This window comes from Pseudomonas kuykendallii, assembly GCF_900106975.1.
GTDB lineage: Bacteria > Pseudomonadota > Gammaproteobacteria > Pseudomonadales > Pseudomonadaceae > Pseudomonas_O > Pseudomonas_O kuykendallii.
Genome location: NZ_FNNU01000007.1, coordinates 126,461 through 148,231, shown reverse-complemented (window position 1 = coordinate 148,231; position 21,771 = coordinate 126,461). Strand labels below are relative to the sequence as shown.

19 protein-coding genes are annotated in these 21,771 nt (G+C 66.1%); 12 read left to right on the top strand and 7 right to left on the bottom strand.

Features of this window, described 5'->3' with window-relative positions:
* The first annotated feature begins 94 nt into the window (after positions 1-94).
* The gene (gene argB, locus BLV15_RS20085; protein WP_090231495.1) at positions 95-1,000 is read left to right on the top strand and encodes an acetylglutamate kinase; all 906 of its coding nucleotides are present in this window, start codon (positions 95-97) and stop codon (positions 998-1,000) included.
* Between the two features lie 63 nt (positions 1,001-1,063).
* Here the strand turns inward: argB and BLV15_RS20080 are convergent, their stop codons facing one another.
* Both BLV15_RS20080 and pyrE read right to left on the bottom strand, forming a co-directional pair.
* Positions 1,064-1,639 carry a DUF4124 domain-containing protein gene (locus BLV15_RS20080; RefSeq protein WP_245728243.1) on the bottom strand — a complete coding sequence of 192 codons (576 nt, stop codon included), beginning with the start codon at positions 1,637-1,639 and terminating at the stop codon, positions 1,064-1,066.
* 55 nt (positions 1,640-1,694) lie between these two features.
* Positions 1,695-2,336: an orotate phosphoribosyltransferase gene (pyrE, locus tag BLV15_RS20075; RefSeq protein WP_090231494.1), complete on the bottom strand. Its 642-nt coding sequence runs from the start codon at positions 2,334-2,336 to the stop codon at positions 1,695-1,697.
* An 81-nt stretch (positions 2,337-2,417) separates the two neighbouring features.
* Here pyrE and BLV15_RS20070 point away from each other — a divergent pair, with 81 nt between their 5' ends.
* Positions 2,418-3,197: an exodeoxyribonuclease III gene (locus tag BLV15_RS20070; protein ID WP_090231513.1), complete on the top strand. Its 780-nt coding sequence runs from the start codon at positions 2,418-2,420 to the stop codon at positions 3,195-3,197.
* A 39-nt stretch (positions 3,198-3,236) separates the two neighbouring features.
* Here the strand turns inward: BLV15_RS20070 and BLV15_RS20065 are convergent, their stop codons facing one another.
* Positions 3,237-3,623, bottom strand: a complete 387-nt coding sequence (locus BLV15_RS20065) for a DUF4870 domain-containing protein (protein WP_090231493.1) — start codon at positions 3,621-3,623, stop codon at positions 3,237-3,239.
* A 23-nt stretch (positions 3,624-3,646) separates the two neighbouring features.
* A complete protein-coding gene (gene rph, locus BLV15_RS20060) occupies positions 3,647-4,369 on the bottom strand; it encodes a ribonuclease PH (RefSeq protein WP_090231492.1) in 723 nt (240 codons plus the stop codon).
* A gap of 145 nt (positions 4,370-4,514) precedes the next feature.
* On the opposite strand from rph, the gene BLV15_RS20055 reads away from it, so the two are divergent.
* The 7 genes from BLV15_RS20055 (at position 4,515) to trhP (ending at position 11,262) form a co-directional block, all read left to right on the top strand.
* Positions 4,515-5,378 (top strand): YicC/YloC family endoribonuclease, encoded by an 864-nt coding sequence (locus BLV15_RS20055; protein ID WP_090231491.1) that lies wholly within the window; start codon positions 4,515-4,517, stop codon positions 5,376-5,378.
* A gap of 12 nt (positions 5,379-5,390) precedes the next feature.
* The gene (gene gmk / locus BLV15_RS20050) at positions 5,391-6,005 is read left to right on the top strand and encodes a guanylate kinase (protein ID WP_090231490.1); all 615 of its coding nucleotides are present in this window, start codon (positions 5,391-5,393) and stop codon (positions 6,003-6,005) included.
* A gap of 141 nt (positions 6,006-6,146) precedes the next feature.
* Positions 6,147-6,410: a DNA-directed RNA polymerase subunit omega gene (rpoZ, locus tag BLV15_RS20045; protein WP_090231489.1), complete on the top strand. Its 264-nt coding sequence runs from the start codon at positions 6,147-6,149 to the stop codon at positions 6,408-6,410.
* Positions 6,411-6,466: 56 nt separating this feature from the next.
* A complete protein-coding gene (gene spoT, locus BLV15_RS20040; protein WP_090231488.1) occupies positions 6,467-8,575 on the top strand; it encodes a bifunctional GTP diphosphokinase/guanosine-3',5'-bis pyrophosphate 3'-pyrophosphohydrolase in 2,109 nt (702 codons plus the stop codon).
* Positions 8,576-8,642: 67 nt separating this feature from the next.
* The gene (locus BLV15_RS20035) at positions 8,643-9,023 is read left to right on the top strand and encodes a RidA family protein (RefSeq protein WP_090231487.1); all 381 of its coding nucleotides are present in this window, start codon (positions 8,643-8,645) and stop codon (positions 9,021-9,023) included.
* A gap of 48 nt (positions 9,024-9,071) precedes the next feature.
* Complete coding sequence (locus BLV15_RS20030; protein WP_090231486.1) at positions 9,072-9,806, top strand: hypothetical protein; 735 nt, start codon at positions 9,072-9,074, stop codon at positions 9,804-9,806.
* 121 nt (positions 9,807-9,927) lie between these two features.
* On the top strand, positions 9,928-11,262 hold the full coding sequence (trhP, locus tag BLV15_RS20025; RefSeq protein ID WP_090231485.1) for a prephenate-dependent tRNA uridine(34) hydroxylase TrhP: 1,335 nt from the start codon (positions 9,928-9,930) through the stop codon (positions 11,260-11,262).
* A gap of 4 nt (positions 11,263-11,266) precedes the next feature.
* Here trhP and BLV15_RS20020 read toward each other — a convergent pair whose 3' ends face one another.
* Positions 11,267-14,131 (bottom strand): putative bifunctional diguanylate cyclase/phosphodiesterase, encoded by a 2,865-nt coding sequence (locus BLV15_RS20020; RefSeq protein ID WP_090231484.1) that lies wholly within the window; start codon positions 14,129-14,131, stop codon positions 11,267-11,269.
* 160 nt (positions 14,132-14,291) lie between these two features.
* On the opposite strand from BLV15_RS20020, the gene uvrD reads away from it, so the two are divergent.
* A complete protein-coding gene (uvrD, locus tag BLV15_RS20015) occupies positions 14,292-16,490 on the top strand; it encodes a DNA helicase II (protein ID WP_090231483.1) in 2,199 nt (732 codons plus the stop codon).
* Positions 16,491-16,546: 56 nt separating this feature from the next.
* Here uvrD and BLV15_RS20010 read toward each other — a convergent pair whose 3' ends face one another.
* Positions 16,547-18,229 carry a methyl-accepting chemotaxis protein gene (locus BLV15_RS20010; protein ID WP_090231482.1) on the bottom strand — a complete coding sequence of 561 codons (1,683 nt, stop codon included), beginning with the start codon at positions 18,227-18,229 and terminating at the stop codon, positions 16,547-16,549.
* Positions 18,230-18,478: 249 nt separating this feature from the next.
* Here BLV15_RS20010 and BLV15_RS20005 point away from each other — a divergent pair, with 249 nt between their 5' ends.
* Together BLV15_RS20005 and BLV15_RS20000 are read left to right on the top strand one after the other, a co-directional pair.
* Positions 18,479-19,339 (top strand): Tim44 domain-containing protein, encoded by an 861-nt coding sequence (locus BLV15_RS20005; RefSeq protein WP_090231481.1) that lies wholly within the window; start codon positions 18,479-18,481, stop codon positions 19,337-19,339.
* Positions 19,340-19,491: 152 nt separating this feature from the next.
* Positions 19,492-19,899, top strand: a complete 408-nt coding sequence (locus tag BLV15_RS20000; protein ID WP_090231480.1) for an SMI1/KNR4 family protein — start codon at positions 19,492-19,494, stop codon at positions 19,897-19,899.
* Positions 19,900-19,942: 43 nt separating this feature from the next.
* Here BLV15_RS20000 and BLV15_RS19995 read toward each other — a convergent pair whose 3' ends face one another.
* Positions 19,943-21,700, bottom strand: coding sequence for a cation:proton antiporter (locus tag BLV15_RS19995; protein ID WP_090231479.1), 1,758 nt, complete (start codon positions 21,698-21,700; stop codon positions 19,943-19,945).
* Between the last annotated feature and the right edge of the window lie 71 nt (positions 21,701-21,771).

Below are 21,771 nucleotides of genomic sequence, written 5' to 3'. Positions count from 1 at the left end.
GCCGCCGACTTGCTCGGTATCATTCCACCCGCGCGACGCTTCTGCGTCGCGCTGTCATTTCCACCCTTCGCTTTTCGATACGCCGGAGTTACCCATGCCCCTCAGTCGTGAAGACGCCACCCAGGTCGCCCAGGTCCTTTCCGAGGCACTGCCCTACATCCGCCGCTTCGTGGGCAAGACGCTGGTCATCAAGTACGGCGGCAACGCCATGGAAAGCGACGAGCTGAAGGACGGTTTCGCCCGCGACATCGTGCTGATGAAGGCCGTCGGGATAAACCCGGTCGTGGTACACGGCGGCGGCCCGCAGATCGGCGATCTGCTCAAGCGGCTGTCCATCGAAAGTCATTTCATCGACGGCATGCGCGTCACCGATGCGCAGACCATGGATGTGGTGGAAATGGTCCTCGGCGGCCAGGTCAACAAGGACATCGTCAACCTGATCAATCGCCACGGCGGCAGCGCCATCGGCCTCACCGGCAAGGATGCGGAGCTGATCCGCGCGAAGAAACTGCAGGTGACCCGCCAGACACCGGAGATGACCACGCCCGAGATCATTGACATCGGCCAGGTCGGCGAAGTGGTCGGGATCAACACCGATCTGCTGAACATGCTGGTGAAGGGCGACTTCATCCCGGTGATCGCACCAATCGGCGTCGGTGCCGACGGGCAGTCGTTCAACATCAACGCCGACCTGGTGGCCGGAAAGGTGGCGGAGGCGCTGAAGTCGGAAAAACTCATGCTGCTGACCAATATCGCCGGCCTGATGGACAAGACCGGCCAGGTGCTGACCGGGCTGACCACCGAGGAAGTCGACGCGCTGATCGCCGACGGCACCATCTATGGCGGCATGCTGCCGAAGATCCGTTGCGCGCTCGAAGCGGTGCAGGGCGGGGTGCACAGCGCGCACATCATCGATGGCCGGGTGCCGAATGCGGTACTGCTGGAAATCTTCACCGACACCGGTGTGGGCACCCAGATCACCACCCGCAAGCGTCACTGACGAGGCGCAACGCCCCGGGCCGCAAGGGCCCTGGGCATCGGTTCGTTCAACTCGGAATCGGGGTTACTGCGGCAGACCGAGCAACTCGCTCAGGCGGGCACGATCGGCGGCGAAGGAGGCATCGGCCTGCTTGCGCAGGTCGCCGTAGCGCTTGATATCGCCGAGCAGACGCACCTGGTCGGCCTTTACGTTATCGATCTGCGCCACCAGTTGATCGGGAACCGCCTGGCCGGCGCGCTCCTTGTCGGCGGCCTGGCTCTGCAGATTGGCCTGCTGGGTACGCAGCGATTGCAGATTTCCCCGCGCCACGCTGATCAGCCCGTCGAGCTCGGCCTGCTTGCGGGCCTTGGCGCGGTCGACGTCGTCGACGCTGGAGTACAGGCGCAACAGTTGCGCATCCGAACTGGCACGGGCTTTCTCAGAAAGGCGGCGCTGCATCTCCTCCGGGCTCGGCGCCGGCGGCACGACTTGGATCACCCGGCCGCTCTCGTTGAGCACCTCGTAGCCCTTGCCGATGTACTGCGAAGGCACACCCTGGCGGTCGAGGACCGTGACGCCCTTGTCGTTGACGTAACGATAGAGTTGTTGATCGCCCTTCTCGGCGGCCTGCGCGAGCATCGGCAGAGCCAGCAACAGCATCCAAAAACGGAACGAGCCCGGTTCAGCCATGTTCAGAGCGCCCAAGGGGTGAAGATCAGATGCCGTATTGCGCGCGATACGCTTCGACAGCTGGCAGGTATTTTTTCAGTTCAGCATCACCGGCGAGATATTCCAGTACTTGTTCGAGGGACACAATACTTACTACTGGCATTTTGAAATCGCGCTCGACTTCCTGAATCGCCGAAAGCGTCTCGCGCCCCCGCTCCTGGCGGTTCAGCGCGATCAGCACACCCGCGGCCTGCGCGCCCTGGCCGTCGATGATCTGCATGACTTCGCGAATCGCCGTGCCGGCGGTAATCACGTCGTCGACGATCAGCACGCGTCCGACCAGCGGCGCGCCAACCAGGCTGCCGCCTTCGCCATGGTCCTTGGCTTCCTTGCGATTGAAGCACCAGGGCAGATCGAGCCCATGGCGCTCGGCCAGGGCGACGGCGGTTGCCGCCGCGAGCGGAATGCCCTTGTAGGCCGGACCGAACAGCACATCGAAGGAAATCCCGCTCTGCACCACGGCAGCCGCGTAGAAACGTCCCAACTCGGAGAGCGCGAGACCACTGTTGAAGAGACCGGCATTGAAGAAGTACGGGCTGGTGCGGCCGGACTTCAGGGTGAACTCGCCGAAGCGCAGAACACCGCGCTCGATGGCGAATCGGATGAAGTCGCGCTGGTAGTCCTGCATGAAAAATCCTTGAAGCGGCATGGATTTAGCTAAATGTAGAGAGCTCGGGTATCATACATGCACGTGTTTTTGGGGGCCATTATGCGGATCATCAGTGTGAACGTGAATGGTATTCAGGCTGCAGCCGAACGAGGACTCCTCAGTTGGTTGCAAGCGCAGAATGCCGACGTGATCTGCCTGCAAGACACCCGTGCCTCCGCCTTCGAACTGGACGACCCAGCCTTCCAACTGGACGGCTATTTCCTGTATGCCTGCGATGCCGAAGTACCCAGTCAGGGTGGTGTGGCGCTCTACTCGCGGCTGCAACCCAAGGCGGTGATCAGCGGCCTCGGCTTCGAAATGGCCGACCGCTACGGGCGCTATCTGCAGGCGGATTTCGACAAGGTCAGCATCGCGACCTTATTGCTGCCGTCCGGCCAGGGCGGGGACGAAAACTTGAACCAGAAATTCAAGTTCATGGACGATTTCGCCCACTATCTCGACAAGCAACGCCGCAAGCGCCGGGAGTACATCTACTGCGGCTCGCTGTACGTGGCACATCAGAAGCTCGACGTGAAGAACTGGCGCGACTGCCAACAGGTCACTGGCTTCCTCGCGCCGGAGCGCGCGTGGATGGACGAAGTGGTCGGCACCATGGGCTACGTGGATGCGCTGCGCGAAGTCAGCCGCGAAGGCGATCAGTTCAGTTGGTGGCCGGACAGCGAACAGGCCGAGTTGCTCAACCTGGGTTACCGCTTCGACTATCAGCTGCTCACGCCCGGCCTGCGCCGATTCGTGCGCAGTGCCAAGCTGCCGCGTCAGCCGCGCTTCTCCCAGCATGCGCCGCTGACCGTCGACTACGACTGGATGCTCAGCGTCTGAGCCGCGCGGCTACGGGTTTTGCCCGTCGCCGCGGCGCGCTTACTTCACCAGCCGCCAGGTGAAGGGATAACGATAGGCCACGCCCTCGTTGGCCTTGAGTCCGCCGATGATGCTCAGCACCAGCGCGCCGATGCTGACCAAAGCCAGCAGCGGAAAGCCGATTACCAGCAGCATCAACATGAAGCAGACCATCACCGCGATGGCCACGCTGATCTGGAAGTTCAGCGCTTCCTTGCCCTGCGCGTCAACGAACGGGTCGATGTCTTTTTTCAGTTGCCAGACGATCAACGGCCCGAGCAGGTTGCCGAAAGGCACGACCAATCCCGCGAATGCCGCCAGGTGACAGAGCATCGCCCACTGCCGCGCCTGCTGGCTGGGCTTGAGCGGGGCGTTTTCCGGCGGGGTCAGGGTGTCGAACTCATCCATCACGGCAACTCCTCAGGCGACGATCAGTCGGCCAGCGCGACACGCTGCAGCTCGAAAATCTGCTGCATGCCCGCCGATGCCAGCGCCAGCATGGCGGTCAGTTCCTCCGGCTGGAACGGCGCGCCTTCAGCGGTGCCCTGCACCTCGATGAACCCGCCGGCGTCGGTCATGACCACATTCAGGTCGGTTTCGGCAGCCGAGTCTTCCAGGTAATCCAGATCGAGCACCGGCTCGCCCTGGTAAATGCCGACGGAAACCGCCGCGATCATCTGCTTGAGCGGGTCGCCGCCCTTGAGCCCGCCGCGCTTCTTCAGCACTTTCAGGGCGTCGATCAGGGCGACCATCGAACCGGTGATCGAGGCGGTACGCGTTCCGCCGTCGGCCTGGATCACGTCGCAGTCGACGTACAGGGTGTTTTCGCCGAGCTTGCTCATGTCCAGCGAGGCACGCAGGGCACGGCCGATCAGGCGCTGGATTTCCAGGGTGCGACCACCCTGCTTGCCACGCGCGGCTTCGCGCTGGTTACGGTCGCCGGTGGCGCGCGGCAGCATGCCGTACTCGGCGGTGAGCCAACCCTGGCCCTGGCCCTTGAGGAAGCGCGGCACTCCCGATTCGACGCTGACCGTACAGATCACCTTGGTATCGCCGAACTCCACCAGCACCGAACCCTCGGCGTGCTTGGTGTAGTTGCGGGTGATGCGGATCGGGCGCAGCTGGTCGGCGGCGCGGCCACTTGGACGCTTCATGGGTAATTCCTAGGCAGAAAACTGTCGCGCAGTATAAGGGCCGTGTTCGCTGCAGGACATCGCCGTTTGGGAGCCACCGACGCACTGCGCTACAATCCTGCGCCTTTCGTACCGTCTTTCCCGTCTTCACCGAGAGGTTTTCCCCATGGTGCACAGCATGACCGCCTTCGCGCGGGTCGAGCGGGCCGGCGCCCACGGCACCCTGAGCTGGGAGCTGCGCTCGGTCAATCATCGTTATCTCGAACCTCACCTGCGCCTGCCGGACGCCTTCCGCGACCTCGAAGGGGCAGTGCGCGAGGCGCTGCGCCAGGGCGTTTCGCGCGGCAAGATCGAATGCACCCTGCGCCTCGCCGAAGTGGGCGGCGGCGAAGAACTTCAGGTCGACCGCGAGCGCGCCGCGCAGCTGATCGCGGCGGCCGAAAGCGTCGCCGCGCTGATCAAGCAGCCGGCGCCGCTGAACCCGCTGGAAGTGCTCGCCTGGCCCGGCGTGCTGGTGGCCGATGCCGCGGACCCGCAGGCCATGAACGCCGCCGCGCTGGAGCTGTTCGGCGAAGCCCTCGCCGAGCTCAAGAGCGGCCGCGGGCGCGAAGGCGCCGAACTGGCGCGCCTGCTCAACGAGCGTCTGGACGCGATCGCCGGCGAAGTCGCCGCGCTGCGCGAGCAGGTTCCGCACATGCTCGCAGGCCAGCGCCAGAAGATCCTCGACCGCTTCGCCGAGATGCGCGCCGAGCTGGACCCGCAGCGGCTCGAGCAGGAGCTGGTGCTGCTCGCGCAAAAGAGCGACGTCGCCGAAGAGCTCGATCGCCTGAGCACCCATGTCGGCGAAGTCCGCCGCGTGCTCAAGGCCGGCGGCGCCGCGGGACGGCGTCTGGATTTCCTCATGCAGGAACTCAATCGCGAGGCCAACACCCTGGGCTCCAAGGCCTTCGATCCGCGTTCGACCCAGGCTGCGGTGAACCTCAAGGTCTTGATCGAACAGATGCGCGAACAAGTGCAGAACATCGAATAGGTTATCGAACAGATGAGCAGCGGCACCTTGTACATCGTTTCCGCGCCGTCCGGCGCGGGCAAGACCAGCCTGGTCAAGGCCCTGATCGACGCCATGCCGCAGGTGCGCGTGTCGGTTTCGCACACCACGCGCGCGATGCGCCCCGGCGAGGTGGATGGGGTCAACTATCACTTCGTCGACCGCCAGCACTTCGCCGAGCTGCTCGAGCACAACGATTTCCTCGAGCATGCCGAGGTCTTCGGCAATCTCTACGGCACCTCGCAACGGGCGCTGGAGCGCACCCTCGCCGAAGGCTACGACCTGATCCTGGAAATCGACTGGCAGGGTGCGCAACAGGTGCGCCGGCTGATGCCGCAGGCGAAATCGGTGTTCATCCTGCCACCGACCCAGGAAGCGTTGCGCCAGCGCCTGACCAACCGTGGCCAGGACAGCGAGGAGATCATCGAGCGGCGCATGCGCGAGGCGGTCAGCGAGATGAGCCACTACGTCGAGTACGACTACCTGGTGATCAACGACGATTTCGCCCACGCCCTGGACGACCTCAAGGCGATCTTCCGCGCCAATCAGTTGCAACAGGGCGCGCAGCAACTGCGTTTCGGCGAGCTGCTGCGGCAACTGCTGGCGTGAGGGGCAGCGTCTGGGGTATACCCTGGCGCGCGGCGGAGACAGATTTACCGCTTCCCTAAATGCTGGTGATTTTTTAAACTATCCAGTCCGCTCGCCCGATCGGGCACAGCTCCCAGACTTTTCAAGATTCAGAGGAACACCATGGCTCGCGTTACCGTTGAAGACTGCCTGGACCACGTGGATAACCGTTTCGAGCTGGTCATGCTCGCCACCAAGCGCTCCCGTCAGCTGGCAACCGGCGGCAAGGAGCCCAAGGTAGCCTGGGAAAACGACAAGCCGACCGTCGTTGCCCTGCGCGAAATCGCCGAAGGCCTGATCGATTACGACGTGATCGCCCAGGAAGAGATCGTCGACGACGAGCCGCTCTTCGCCAGTTACGAGGAAGAGGCCAACGAGGCCCTTTAAGCCTATGCCCGGTCGAAGTCACAGGGTAGCGATTGGAAGCCGGCAGGAGCCCTGCCTTGGCTAGCATAGATACCCTCGCCGAACGACTTTCGACCTACCTCGGCGCGGACCAGGTCAATCTGGTCCGCCGCGCGTACTTCTACGCCGAGCAAGCCCACGACGGCCAGCGCCGTCGCAGCGGCGAAGCCTACGTCACCCACCCGCTCGCGGTGGCCAACATCCTCGCCGACATGCACATGGACCATCAGAGCCTGATGGCCGCGATGCTGCACGACGTCATCGAGGACACCGGGATCGCCAAGGAAGCGCTGATCGCCCAGTTCGGCGAGACGGTGGCGGACCTGGTCGACGGGGTCAGCAAGCTGACCCAGATGAACTTCGAGACCAAGGCCGAAGCGCAGGCGGAAAACTTCCAGAAGATGGCCATGGCCATGGCCCGCGACATCCGCGTGATCCTGGTCAAGCTGGCCGACCGCCTGCACAACATGCGCACGCTGGAAGTGCTGTCCGGCGAGAAGCGCCGGCGCATCGCCAAGGAAACCCTGGAAATCTACGCGCCCATCGCCAACCGCCTGGGCATGCATGCGATGCGCGTGGAGTTCGAGGACCTCGGCTTCAAGGCGATGCACCCGATGCGCTCCGGGCTGATCGCCAAGGCGGTCAAGAAGGCTCGCGGCAACCGCAAGGAAATCGTCAACAAGATCGAGGAATCGCTGACCCATTGCCTGCAGCGCGACGAGCTGGAAGGCGAGGTGGTCGGGCGCGAGAAGCACCTCTACAGCATCTATCAGAAGATGCGCGGCAAGCATAAGGCGTTCAACGAGATCATGGACGTCTACGCCTTCCGCATCATCGTCGACAAGGTCGACACCTGCTACCGCGTGCTCGGCGCGGTGCACAGCCTGTACAAGCCACTGCCGGGGCGCTTCAAGGACTACATCGCGATTCCCAAGGCCAACGGCTACCAGTCGCTGCACACCACGCTGTTCGGCATGCACGGCGTGCCCATCGAGATCCAGATCCGCACCCGCGAGATGGAAGAGATGGCCAACAACGGCATCGCCGCGCACTGGCTGTACAAGTCCAGCGACGACGAGCAGCCCAAGGGCACCCACGCCCGCGCCCGGCAATGGGTCAAGGGCGTGCTGGAGATGCAGCAGCGCGCCGGCAACTCGCTGGAATTCATCGAGAGCGTGAAGATCGACCTGTTCCCGGACGAGGTCTACGTGTTCACGCCCAAGGGCCGCATCATGGAGCTGCCCAAGGGTTCCACCGCGGTCGACTTCGCCTACGCGGTGCACACCGACGTCGGCAACAGCTGCATCGCCTGCCGCATCAACCGTCGCCTGGCGCCGCTCTCGCAGCCGCTGGAAAGTGGCGAGACCGTCGAGATCGTCAGTGCGCCCGGCGCGCGGCCGAACCCGGCCTGGCTGAATTTCGTGGTCACCGGCAAGGCGCGCACGCACATCCGCCACGCGCTCAAGCAGCAGCGCCGCTCGGAATCGATCAGCCTGGGCGAACGCCTGCTGAACAAGGTGCTGGCCGGCTTCGACAGTCATCTGGACAAGATCGCCGCGGAGCGCGTGCGCGGCGTGCTCGCCGAGTACCGCATGGAGGTGCTCGAGGACCTGCTCGAGGACATCGGCCTGGGCAACCGCATGGCCTACGTGGTCGCACGGCGCCTGCTGGCCAGCGAGGGCGAGCAGCCGCAGAGCGCCGAAGGGCCGCTGGCGATTCGCGGCACCGAAGGCCTGGTGCTCAGCTATGCCAAGTGCTGCACGCCGATTCCCGGCGACCCGATCGTCGGCCACCTGTCCGCCGGCAAGGGCATGGTCGTGCACCTGGAAAGCTGCAAGAACATCGCCGAAATCCGCAACAACCCGGAGAAGTGCGTGCAGCTGTCCTGGGCCAAGGACGTCACCGGCGAATTCAACGTCGAACTGCGCGTCGAGCTGGAACACCAGCGCGGCCTGATCGCCCTGCTCGCCGGCAGCGTCAACGCCGCCGACGGCAACATCGAGAAGATCGGCATGGACGAACGCGACGGTCGCATCAGCGTGGTCCAGCTGGTGATCAGCGTGCACGACCGCGTTCACCTCGCCCGCGTGATACGCAAGCTGCGCACCCTGATGGGCGTGGTGCGCATCACCCGCGTCCGCGCCTGACCCCTTTCCCACCGAGCGCGCCGGCCTGCCCGCGCCCTCCGGTAAACACCCTCAGAAGGAGTTCATCATGAGCAAGACCGTCATCAGCAGCGACAAGGCCCCCGCCGCCATCGGCACCTACTCGCAGGCGATCAAGGCCGGCAACACGCTGTACATGTCCGGGCAGATTCCGCTGAACCCGGCGACCATGGAGCTGGTGGAAGGCTTCGAGGCGCAGACCGTCCAGGTGTTCGAGAACCTCAAGGCCGTGGCCGAGGCCGCCGGCGGTTCGTTCAAGGACATCGTCAAGCTGAACATCTTCCTCACCGACCTGGCGCATTTCGCCACCGTCAACGAGGTCATGGGCCGTTACTTCCAGCAGCCCTACCCTGCCCGCGCCGCCATCGGCGTCGCCGCGCTGCCGCGTGGCGCGCAGGTGGAAATGGACGCCATCCTCGTCCTCGAATGATCGTCGTCGCGGGGCCCGGGCCCCGCCGCCCGAGGGAAGCCATCGCCCATGCTTAACGCACTCTTGCTGTTACTCGCCGGCAGCCTGCTGGCGGGTTGCGCCAGCCCGCCGAGCGATCCTGGCGGCACCTGGATCAACCAGGCGGCGATCGATGCCGCCGCGCGAGGCGAGAGCCTGCGCGAGTCGCTACTGGCGTTCGGTCCGAACCTGGAATGGCGGATCGATCCGCAACAGCGCAGCGCCACCTTCAGCAACGGCTTCGAGCTGGGCGAAGGGCGTCTGGTGGACGAGCAGGAGCGCCAGTGGCGGGTGGAATTTCCCGGCGACTTTCAGGAGCGCCTGAGCCTGGACCACGGCGAGCTGGTGCAGCAGGCCAGCCAGAGCTGGCCGGAGCAGCGCTTCACCCATCCCGCCGTCGCGGCCCCCGCCGATGCACCGACCGGCGCCAGCTTCGAGCACGCGCTCTACGCCGCCTACCTGGGCGGCACCTGGACCATCCGCGAGGGCCTCGGCGAAGGCGGGCTGGTGCTGTTCCACCCGGACGGTAGCCTCGAAGGACTGCCCGGCGCGGACCGTTATGCCCTGTGCCTGGCCGGCGATTGCGCCTCGATGGCCGGGGATCACGACAGCCTCTGGCTGCAGCTCGGCGACCAGGGCCGCTCCTGGCTGTTCGAGCGCGACGGCAAGCAGCTGAAGATCATCGAAGCGCTGAACGACGCCGCGCCGGACGAGATTCCTGAGTACCGGCCCGGTGCCCAGGCCTGGCTGCTGGAGCGCGACTAGTTACCCGAGCGCGGGCCGCACGCAGCCCGCGCTCATTCGCCGCAGCTAGACCCAGGTCAACCCCGCCGCGGCGCACGCCGCCTAGAATCGCGCCCCCCTTTCCGGTTGCGATCCGCCCGCCATGACCACCTCGCCGTTCCGCCCCGAGCTGCTTTCCCCCGCCGGCACCCTCAAGTCGATGCGTTACGCCTTCGCCTACGGCGCCGACGCGGTGTACGCCGGGCAGCCGCGCTACAGCCTGCGCGTGCGCAACAACGAGTTCGACCATGCCAACCTGGCGCTGGGTATCGACGAGGCGCACGCGCAGGGCAAGCAGTTCTACGTGGTGGTCAACATCGCGCCGCACAACGCCAAGCTGAAGACCTTCCTGCGCGACCTGCAGCCCGTGATCGAGATGGGCCCGGACGCGCTGATCATGTCCGATCCCGGCCTGATCATGCTGGTCCGCGAACACTTCCCGCAGATGCCGATCCACCTGTCGGTGCAGGCCAACGCGGTCAACTGGGCGAGCGTGGAGTTCTGGCGCCGCCAGGGCCTGACGCGGACCATCCTCTCGCGGGAGCTGTCGCTGGAGGAGATCGGCGAAATCCGCCAGCGCGTGCCGGGCATGGAACTGGAGGTGTTCGTCCACGGCGCGCTGTGCATGGCCTATTCCGGGCGCTGCCTGCTCTCCGGCTACCTCAACCACCGCGATCCCAACCAGGGCACCTGCACCAACGCTTGCCGCTGGGAGTACAAGACCAGCACCGCGCAGGAGAACGAGCTGGGCGAGATCGTTGCCGCCGGCGTGCAGCAGGTCGACCCCACGCTCGGCCAGGGCGCGCCGAGCGACCGGTTGTTCCTGCTCGAGGAGAGCACCCGTCCCGGCGAACCGATGTCCGCCTTCGAGGACGAGCACGGCACCTACATCATGAACTCCAAGGACCTGCGCGCCGTGCAGCACGTCGAGCGGCTGGTGGCGATGGGCGTGCATTCGCTGAAGATCGAGGGCCGCACCAAGTCGCACTTCTACGTGGCGCGTACCGCCCAGGTCTATCGCCGGGCCATCGACGATGCGGTGGCCGGCAAGCCGTTCGATGCGTCGCTGCTGGGCAATCTCGAATCCCTCGCCCACCGCGGCTACACCGAAGGTTTCCTGCGCCGCCACGTGCACGACGAGTACCAGAACTACCTGCGCGGCAGTTCGCTGTCCGAACGCCAGCAGTTCGTCGGCGAGCTGACCGGCGAGCGTCGTCACGGCCTGGCCGAAGTGAAGGTGAAGAACCGCTTCGCCCTCGGCGACCAGCTGGAGCTGATGACCCCGCAGGGCAACCTGCACTTTCGCCTCGACGCGCTGCAGAACGCCGCCGGCCAGGGCGTGGAGGTGGCGCCGGGCGACGGCCACGTGCTCTACCTGCCGCTGCCCGAAGACGTGCAGCCGGAACTGGGGCTGTTGATGCGCCAGCTGGAGCACTGAGCGATCAGTCGCGGCGCTGTTCTTCCAGCAGCGCGACGAAGGCGTCCACCGCCAGCGGCCGGGCGATCAGGTAGCCCTGAATCTCGTCGCAGCCGTGGGACTTGAGGAAATCCAGCTGCGCCTGTTCCTCGACGCCCTCGGCCACCACGTCCAGCTCCAGGCTGTGGGCCATGGCGATGATCGCGCGGGTGATCGCGGCGTCCTCGGCGCTGGCGGACAGGTCGCGGATGAAGCTCTGGTCGATCTTCAGCACGTCCACCGGGAAGCGCTTGAGGTAGCTCAGGGATGAGAAGCCCGTGCCGAAGTCGTCGATCGCCAGCTTCACGCCGAGCGCGCGCAACTGCTGGAAGCTGCGCGCGATGGTCTCGACATTGTCGAGCATCTGGCTCTCGGTCAGTTCCAGTTCCAGCAGGTGCGCCGGCAAACCGCTGTCGTCCAGAACCTGGCGCACCAGGCTGGTGAGATTGCCCAGGCGAACCTGATGCACCGAGATGTTCACCGAGACGCGGATGTCCATGCCCTGGGCACGCCAGGCGCAGGCATCGGCGCAGGCCCGGCGCAGGACGAACTCCCCGATCACACCGATCAGCCCGGTTTCCTCGGCCAGCCCGATGAACGCCCCCGGCGTCAGTAGGCCCTGCTCCGGATGATGCCAGCGCACCAGGGCCTCGGCCGCGCTCAGGCTGTCGTCGGCGAGGCGCAGCTTGGGCTGGTAGAAGACGTCCAACTGGCCGTCCTCGATCGCCTTGCGCAGCTGGTTCTCCAGTTGCAGCCGCTGCAGCGTCGAGGCCTGCAGGCTGTCGGTGAAGAACTGGAAGCCGTTGCCGCCCAGGCGCTTGGCCTGCTGCATGGCGGTGTTCGCCTGGCTGATCAGGGTGGAGATTTCCCGCGCGTTGTCCGGCAGCAGACTGATCCCCACCGAGGCGCTGATCACCAGTTCCTGGCCGCCGACATCCATTGGCTTGCGCAGCTTGCCGAGCAGCCGTTCGGCGCTGCGCGCGAGCGCCGAGAGGCTGCCGTAGGAATCCAGCAGCACGGCGAACTCGTCGCCGGAAATCCGCGCCAGGGTGTCCGCTTCCGGCACCGCCTGGGCCAGGCGCCGGGCCATCTGCCGCAACACCTGGTCGGCGACTTCGTGGCCGAGGCTGTCGTTTAGCAGCTTGAAGCGATCCAGATCGATGTGCAGCAGGGCCAGACTGCGACCGCCCTGGCGAGCGCGCTGGCTGGCCTCGTGCAGGCGCTCGCGGAACAGCGTGCGGTTGGCCAGCCCGGTCAGTTCGTCGTAGTTCGACAGGTAGCGCAGACGCTCTTCGGCATGGCGCCGCGCGCTGAGGTCGGCGAAGAAACCGACGACGTGGCGCAGCGTGCCGCGCGCGTCGCGGACCACGTTGAGCTGCAGCCATTGCGGATAAAGTTCGCCACTCTTGCGGGTTTCGATCAGTTCGCCCTGCCAGCGCCCATGCTCGCGCAACTCGGCGTCGATCTGCTGGTACTGGCGCTGCGAATCGCGGCTGCTGGAAATCGCCGCCACGCGCCGCCCGAGCACCTCGTCGCGCTGATAGCCGGTGACCTGGCTGAACGCGCCGTTGACCGCCAGCACCCGGTATCCCGGATCGAGGATGACGATGCCTTCGCTGGCCGCCTCGAACACCGTGGCGGCGAGCAGCTGATCGGTCTCGCGGATCTTGCGCGCGCTGATGTCGCGGCGCGTGCCGAGCATCCGCGTCACCCGTCCGCTGGCGTCGCGCTCCACCGCCCGGCCACGATCCTCGACCCACAGCCAGTGACCCTCGGCGTGGCGCACGCGGTACTCGGCGACGTATAGCTCGGTGAGCCCCTTCAGGTGCGCGACCAGCGCCTGGCGCAGCTGCGGCAGGTCCTCGGGATGCAGGTGCGTGCGCAGGTAGCGGAGCATGCCCGGCGCGGTGTCCTCCTCGACGCCGAAGATTTCCCGCAGCTGCGAGTGATGCACTTCGTCGCTGACCAGGTTCCAGTCCCACAGGCCCAGCTCGCTGGCTTCCAGCGCCAGGGTCAGGCGCTCCTGGCTGCTGCTCAGCGCGCGGGTCGCTTCGTCCAGCTCGCGGGTGCGCTCGGCGACGCGCCGTTCGAGATCGTCATGGGCGTCGCTGAGCCGGCGCTCGGCGCGCCGCCGCTGCTCGACCTCACGCCCCAGCCGGCCATTCAGCACGTCGGTCTGGCGCTTTGACTGCTCCAGCGTCGCCAGCAGCGCCTGGTTCTGGAAACCCTGCAGCAGGCTGCACCAGAGCAGCCGGTTGATCTGCCAGGCCATCAGCAGCAGCGCCACGCCGAGAATCGCCGCCAGCACTCCGCAGGCACGTTGCGCGGGCGTGTCGCTGAGCAACAGGTAGGTCAGGGTCGGCAGCAGGCAGGGCAAGGCGAAGGTGAGCAGCGCCGGCAGGCTGACCGCGTAGGCCACGCCGGCGGAAAGGATCGCCGCGGCGATCAGCCCGTAGACCAGCGCCTGGCGGGTGAAGTCCTCGGCGGGCACCAGCATAATCACCGGGAACGCCAGCGCCAGCCCGGAAGCCGCGGCGCCCAGCAGAAACGCGCGATACCAGCGCGGCTCGGCCCGGCGCTGTTCCGGGGCGGCATCGAAGGCCGTCATCTGGACCAGCCGCACCACCGCCAGCAGCACCAGCCAGACCAGCCACACCGCCAGCCACAGGCTTTCCTGCGGGCTCCACAGCAGATAGGCGCAGGCCAGCCCGGTGAGCAGCATGAACAGCGTCGGCAACCGCGAGCCCTGGTACAGCAGGCGCGTGCGCTCGATGGCGATCTGGGTCGCGAACTGCTGACCGATGGCCCGGCCTTCGGCAGGCAGGCGGATCGTCCGGGTGGCGGCACTCATAGGCGGTTCTTGTAGTGGTCTGAGCCTAAAAAGACGCCGGAGCATAACGTGAGCACGAGGCCAGGCCCAACAGCTTTTAGGACGACCGAGCAGTCAGGCATCGCCGTTCCGCCGGGCACGCCGGTTTGCCCGGCCTGACGCCGCCCCCTAGAATGCCGCGATGCCTAACGACGATCTCTCCCTGCTGCTCAACTCCCTCAACGATGCCCAGCGCCAGGCGGTTGCCTCGCCCATTGGCCGCCAACTGGTGCTGGCCGGCGCCGGCTCGGGCAAGACCCGCGTGCTGGTGCACCGCATCGCCTGGCTGATTCAGGTGATCGGCGCCTCGCCGCATTCGCTGCTGTCGGTGACGTTCACCAACAAGGCCGCCGCCGAGATGCGCCATCGCATCGAACAGTTGCTGGGGATCAACCCGGCCGGCATGTGGGTCGGCACCTTTCACGGCCTGGCGCACCGCCTGCTGCGCGCGCACTGGCAGGAAGCCGGGCTGAACCAGAACTTCCAGATCCTCGACTCCGACGACCAGCAGCGCCTGGTCAAGCGGGTGATCCGCGAACTCGGCCTCGACGAACAGCGCTGGCCGGCGCGCCAGGCGCAGTGGTTCATCAACGGGCAGAAGGACGAGGGCCTGCGCCCGCAGAACATCCAGGCCGGCGGTGACCTGTTCCTCGCCACCATGCGCAAGATCTACGAAGCCTACGAAGCGGCCTGCGCGCGCGCCGGGGTGATCGACTTCTCCGAATTGCTGCTGCGCGCCCTCGACCTCTGGCGCGACAACAAGGGCGGCATTCTCGATCACTACCGCCGGCGCTTCCGCCACATCCTGGTGGACGAATTCCAGGACACCAACTCGGTGCAGTACGCCTGGCTGAAGATCCTCGCCCAGGGCGGCGACAGCCTGATGGTGGTGGGCGACGACGACCAGTCGATCTACGGCTGGCGCGGCGCCAAGATCGAGAACATCCAGCAGTTCTGCGACGACTTCGCCGACGCCCAGACCATCCGCCTGGAACAGAACTACCGGTCCACCGCGAGCATCCTCAAGGCCGCCAACGCGCTGATCGCCAACAACCAGGGTCGCCTGGGCAAGGAGCTCTGGACCGAGGGCGGCGACGGCGAGCCGATCGGCCTCTACGCCGCCTTCAACGAGCACGACGAAGCGCGCTACGTGGTCGAGAACATCGAACGCGCGGTACGCGACGGCGCGCTGCGCAGCGAGATCGCCATCCTCTACCGCTCCAATGCCCAGTCGCGGGTGCTCGAGGAAGCGCTGCTGCGCGAACGGATTCCCTACCGCATCTACGGCGGCCAGCGCTTCTTCGAGCGCGCCGAGATCAAGAACGCGATGGCCTACCTGCGCCTGATCCACCAGCGCGGCAACGACGCCGCGCTGGAGCGGGTGATCAACGTGCCAGCGCGCGGCATCGGCGAGAAGACCGTCGAGACGCTGCGCGAATTCGCCCGCGCCCAGGACCTGTCGATGTGGGCCGCGCTGCACCAGGCGGTCGGCACCAAGGTCATCGGCGGCCGCGGCGCCAGTGCGCTGAACGCCTTCGTCGAGCTGGTCGACACGCTGGCGCTGAAGGTCGAGGGCCTGCCGCTGCATGCGATGGCGCAACTGGTCATCGAGCAGTCCGGGCTGCTGGCCTACCACCGCGACGAGAAGGGCGAGAAGGGCCAGGCACGGGTGGAAAACCTCGAGGAACTGGTCTCCGCCGCACGGGCCTTCGACAACTACGAAGGCGAGGAAGGCGACGAGGAACAGACGCCGCTGGCGGCCTTCCTCGACCACGCCTCGCTGGAGGCCGGCGAACAGCAGGCCGGCGACCACGAGGACAGCGTGCAGTTGATGACCCTGCACAGCGCCAAGGGCCTGGAGTTCCCGCTGGTGTTCCTGGTGGGCATGGAAGAAGGCCTGTTCCCGCACAAGATGAGCCTCGAGGAACCCGGACGCCTGGAGGAAGAACGCCGCCTGGCCTACGTCGGCATCACCCGCGCCATGCGCCAGCTGGTGGTGACCTACGCGGAAACCCGCCGGCTCTACGGCAGCGAGACCTACAACAAGGTCTCGCGCTTCGTTCGCGAGATTCCCCCGGCGCTGGTCCAGGAAGTGCGCCTCTCCGGTAGCGTCAGCCGCCCTTACGGGCAGCAGGCACGCGGCGGCGCCTCGATGTTCGACGGCGCGCAGGTGCCGGACACCGGCTTCAACCTCGGCCAGCGCGTCCAGCACGCGCTGTTCGGCGAGGGCGTGATCCTCAACTTCGAAGGCTCCGGTGCCCAGGCCCGGGTGCAGGTGAACTTCGACGGCGAAGGCAGCAAGTGGCTGATGCTGGGCTACGCCAAGCTGCAGCCGCTCTGACGTAGCCATCCAGGAGCCGCGCTTTTTCGCGTCTCCCGGATGGCCACCTCTCGCTCTCAGATCCTGAACTGACGCACCAGCGCACCGAGCCGCTCGCCCAGTTGCGAGAGGCTGCGCGCGGTCTGCGCGCTCTGCCGGGTTTCGTCGGCGACGGTTTCCACCGCCACGGCGATCTGGTGCACGCTGCGGTTGATCTCCTCGGCCACTGCGGTCTGTTCCTCGGCGGCGCTGGCGATCTGCGCGTTCATCGCGTTGATGGTGCCGATCAGCCCGGCGATGGTGTCCAGCGAAGCGCCCGCCTGGTTGGCCTGGGTGCTGCTCGCCTCGCCGGCTTCGCTGGAGCGGCGCATGGCGCTCACCGCGATCTGCGTGCCGTGTTGCAGGCGATCGATCATCGCCTGGATTTCCTGGGTACTCTGCTGCGTGCGGCTAGCCAGCGCGCGCACTTCGTCGGCGACCACCGCGAACCCGCGCCCGGCCTCACCGGCGCGGGCCGCTTCGATCGCCGCGTTGAGCGCGAGCAGGTTGGTCTGCTCGGCGATCGAGCGGATCACCGCCAGCACGCTGACGATCGACTGTACGTCCTGCTGTAGGCTGTCCAGCGACACCCCGCTGCTGCGGATGTCGCCGACCAGTGCATGGATGCTGGCGACGCTGTCGTCCACCACACGCTTGGCCGACTGCCCCTCGTCGTCGGTCTTGCGCGCGGCCTCGGCGGCGCCTTGCGCACTGTGCGCCACTTCCTGGGCGGCGGCGGACATCTCGTTGATCGCGGTGGCGACCTGGTCGGTCTCCTGGCGCTGCCGGTCCATCGCCTGCTCGCCCCGGTGAACCTGGGAGGCGACCTCACCGACCAGGCCGTTGAGCTGCCCGGTCATGTCGGCGATCTGCCGGACCAGGCCGTGGATCTTCTCGACGAAGCGGTTGAACGAGGCGGCCAGCTGGCCGAGCTCGTCGTCGCCGCTCACCGGCAGGCGACGGGTCAGGTCGCCCTCGCCCGCGGCGATGTCGTCGAGGTTGTTCTTCATCTGCTTGAGCGGCTTCAGGAAGGTGTTGCCGAGGGTCACGCCGGCGATGCCGCAGAGGATCAGCAGCACCACGGCGATCACTGCGATGCTGGTCACGATGCTGCGGATGCGCTCGTCGATGCCGGCGCGCACCTCGCTCAGCTGCCCTTCGATGCGGTCCAGGTTGACCGCCGTGCCCAGCGCCATGTCCCACTTCGGCAGGTAGTAGCTGTAGGCGAGCTTGGGCACGTTGATGCTCTCGTTACCCGGCAGCGCGGTGGCGTACTGCACGTAGTTGCTGCCGTTCTTCGCCACGTTGACCAGTTCGTCGTTGACCAGCACGCCATTGGGGTCCTTGCGGCCCTTCAGGCTCTTGCCGACGTCGACCGGGCTGTCGCCGCGAAACAGGCGGACCATGTCCGAGTCGTAGCCGAAGAAGTAGCTGTCCTTGCCGTACTTGATCTTCGACAGGATCGCGATGCCCTGCGCGCGGGCCTCCATGTCGCCGGCGGCGGAGGCGTCGTACAGGCTCTGCACGCTGCCCAGGGCGATCTGCATGTAGTGCTGCAGCTCGCCGCGGCTCTCGTCCATCAGCCGCGCGCGCATGCTGTTCACTTCGTCGTCGGCGAAGCTCAGGAGGATCTTCGCCGTGGCCAGGCTCAGCACGATGGCCAGCAGGATCACCGGTAGCAGCGCCAGTATCAGCACTTTGGTCTTCAGCATCAGTCGCATCGCCATTCCTCGGGTACGGCCGAATCGGGCCGGATAGATAGTCTCGTTATCGGCATTCGCCGCGAATGCTGTATAGGAGTGAAGCAGACCTCGACATGCGGCGTGCTGACGCTGCGTAGCGGCGTGCCTCGAGGTGCGCGCCAGAGCCTCTGCCGCGGGCCAGGCAAAAGCCCGAAACACTCTGCGGCTGGTCTTGTCAGGCGCGCCTGTTCAAGATGGCGCGCGTAGATCAATGAATGGGATACCCACATGCAACGTTTTCTCAGCCTTGCCCTGGCCTTTTGCGTCGCCCTGACCCTGAGTCTCGACGTGAATGCCGCCAAGCGCTTCGGTGGCGGCAAATCCTTCGGCAGCGCGCCGAGCCACCAGAGCCGTCAGATGCAGCAACCGGCGCAGAACAACGCCGCCGCTGCCGCACCCGGCCGCCAGGCGGGCGCCGCCAGCGGCGCCTCGCGCTGGCTCGGCCCGCTGGCCGGTATCGCCGCGGGCGGCCTGCTCGCCTCGATGTTCATGGGCGACGGCTTCCAGGGGCTGCAACTGTTCGACATGCTGATCTTCGGCGCGATCGCCTTCCTGATCTTCCGCTTCCTCGCCGCGCGTCGTCGCCAGCAGCAACCGACCGCCGCCCCGGCGGGCCATGCGCCGTTCCAGCGCGAAATGCCGGTCGAGCCGCAAGCCGCCAACCGCAACATCTTCGGCGGTTCGCTGGCGCCCAGCGCCGCGGCGCCGGTGATCAACGCGCCGGCCTGGTTCAACGAACAGCGCTTCCTCGAAGCCGCCCGCGAGCACTTCATGTCCCTGCAGCAGCACTGGGACGCCAACGAGATGGACAAGATCGCCGAGTTCGTCACCCCGCAGATGCTCGACTTCCTCAAGCGCGAGCGCGCCGACCTGGGCGACGGCTTCCAGTCCACCTACGTGGACGACCTGCAGGTCCAGCTCGACGGCCTCGACGACAACCCGGACAAGACGGTCGCTACCCTGACCTTCGCCGGCGTCGCCAAGACCTCGCGCTTCGACCAGGGCGAAGCGTTCAGCGAAAGCTGGCGCATGGAGCGTGCCCAGGGCGAGAACCAGCCGTGGCTGGTGGCGGGCATCCGGCAGAACTGATCCGCCGAGCAACGCTGAAAAAACCCGGGCTTGCCCCGGGTTTTTTATCGCCTGGAGTTAGCGCCGACCGGCGATTGGGTGCGACTCGGGTTTTTCCCCGCGGTCACGCTACTGTATAAAACGCATCCATTTCGTTGGGGAGGACGCTTGCCGTGGAAGAAGTCATCGAAGAGCTGCGCGAACAGAACGAGCCGGTACCGGTGCCCCTGGAGTTGCCGGACGACGACCAGCTGGTCGAAATCGAGGAGCAGCTGCTGATCAACCTGCCATTCGAGTTGCGCGAGTTTCTGCTCAAGGTCAGCGACGTGGTCTATGGCCGCCTGGAGCCGGTGACTGCCACCGACCCGCAATCGCACACCTACCTGCCGGACGTCGCCGCCACCGCCTGGGACCTGGGCCTGCCGCGCGATCTGGTGCCGCTGTGCCAGGACGGCCGCGACTACTACGTGGTCGATATCGAAGGCCAGGTCACCCTGTGGGATGGCGACGACGGCGAACTCACCGACGAGACCTGGGACTCGGTGTGGCACTGGGCGCGCGACGTCTGGCTGGAGAGCTGATCGGCCGATCAGTGCGCCGCCCGGACGCTCCGCATGAGCGGTTTCAGTGCGGCTGTTCGGGCTTGTCGAGGGTCTCGAACAGGGCGATCTGCATGCGCGAGTGCACGCGGATGAACCAGCGCCAGAGCAGCGCGATCACCCCGGCGGCGAGCAGGCCGATGGCGATCAGCAGCTCGCCGGTCGGCAGAATGCTCGCCGACAGCGCCATCACCAGCAGCATGATCCCGGCCAGCGACAGCAGCGGGATCAGCTCGGCGATCACCTTGCGCACCCGCGCCGTGTGGCGGCCGGCCTTCTCCGGGCGAACGCTCAGTTCCGCCAGCAGCATCGACAGCGCCTTGAGCTTGCGGTACGCGGCGATCAGGAACGGCAACGCCAGCAACAGCGCGGCGCCCCAGATCAGCGCCTTCTGCAGGTTGTCCTGGGCGACCCAGGGCGCCAGGTAGGTGGCCAGGGTGCCGGCGAAATAGGCGCCGCCGAGGAAAATCGCCACCACGATGGCGAGGTTCACGCCCACCTGCATCAGGATCTTGCGGATCATCCCGGCGAGCACGGCACTCTGGCCCTGCGGCTGGATGCTGCGCAGCCAGTCGCCATAAAGCGCGAAGACCCGCGACACGCGCTCCGGCATGACCTGGGCGAGCTTGCCCGACAGCGGGTCGGCGGCGCGGATCAGGTAGGGCGTGAGCAGCGTGGTGATCGCCGACACCGCCACCGCGACCGGATAGAGGAAATCGCTGGTGACCTGCAGGGTGATGCCCAGCGCGGCGATGATGAACGAGAACTCGCCGATCTGCGAAAGGCCCATGCCGACGCGCAGCGAGGTGCGCCCGTCGTTGCCGGCAACGATCGCGCCGAGGCTGCAGGTGACGATCTTGCCGATCACCACGGCGCAGGTGATCACGGCGATGGGCCAGGCGTAGTCGAGGAGGATCCGCGGCTCGATCATCAGGCCGATGGCGACGAAGAAGATCGCGCTGAACATGTCGCGAATCGGCTCCACCAGCCGTTCGATCTGCGCCAGTTGCCGCGACTCGGCCATGATCGCGCCGATCAGGAACGCGCCCAGCACCATGCTGTATTCCAGCTTCACCACCAGCAGGCAGAAGCCGAAGCACAGCCCGAGCACCGTCACCAGCAGCATCTCGCTGCTCTCGAAACGCGCCACGTAGGCAAGGATGCGCGGCACCAGGAGGATGCCCACCACCAGCGCGACGATCATGAACAGGGTCAGCTTGCCGACGGTGGCGAACACCTGGCCGGTTTCCACGTTGCCGCTGACGGCGATCCCGGAGAGCAAAGCGATGATGCCGATGCCGAGGATGTCCTCGACGATCAGCACGCCGAAGATCAGTTGGGCGAAACGCTCGTGCTTCATCTTCAGGTCGCCGAGCGCCTTGATGATGATGGTGGTGGAGGAAATCGCCAGGATCGCGCCGAGGAACAGCGAATCCATGTTGTTCCAGCCGAAGTATTGGCCTATCTCGTAGCCGATCCAGATCATCAGGCCGATTTCCAGGAAGGCCGCGATGAACGCCGTGGCGCCGACCCTGAACAGCTTGCGCAGGGAGAACTCCAGTCCCAGGCAGAACATCAGGAAGATCACCCCCAGCTCGGCGAGGGTCTTGATCGTCTCCTCGTCGTGGATGAGGCCGACCGGCGGCGTATGCGGGCCGATCAGGAAGCCGGCGACGATGTAGCCCAGCACCACCGGTTGCTTGAAGCGGTGGAACAGAATCGTGACCACACCGGCGATCAGCATGATCACGGCCAGATCCTGGATGAAGCTGATGGCATGCATGGGCGCGGCTCCTTTTGTTGCTGGCGATACTCGCTTGGCCCCGCTGGAGCCCCGAACATTCGAAAAGGGAG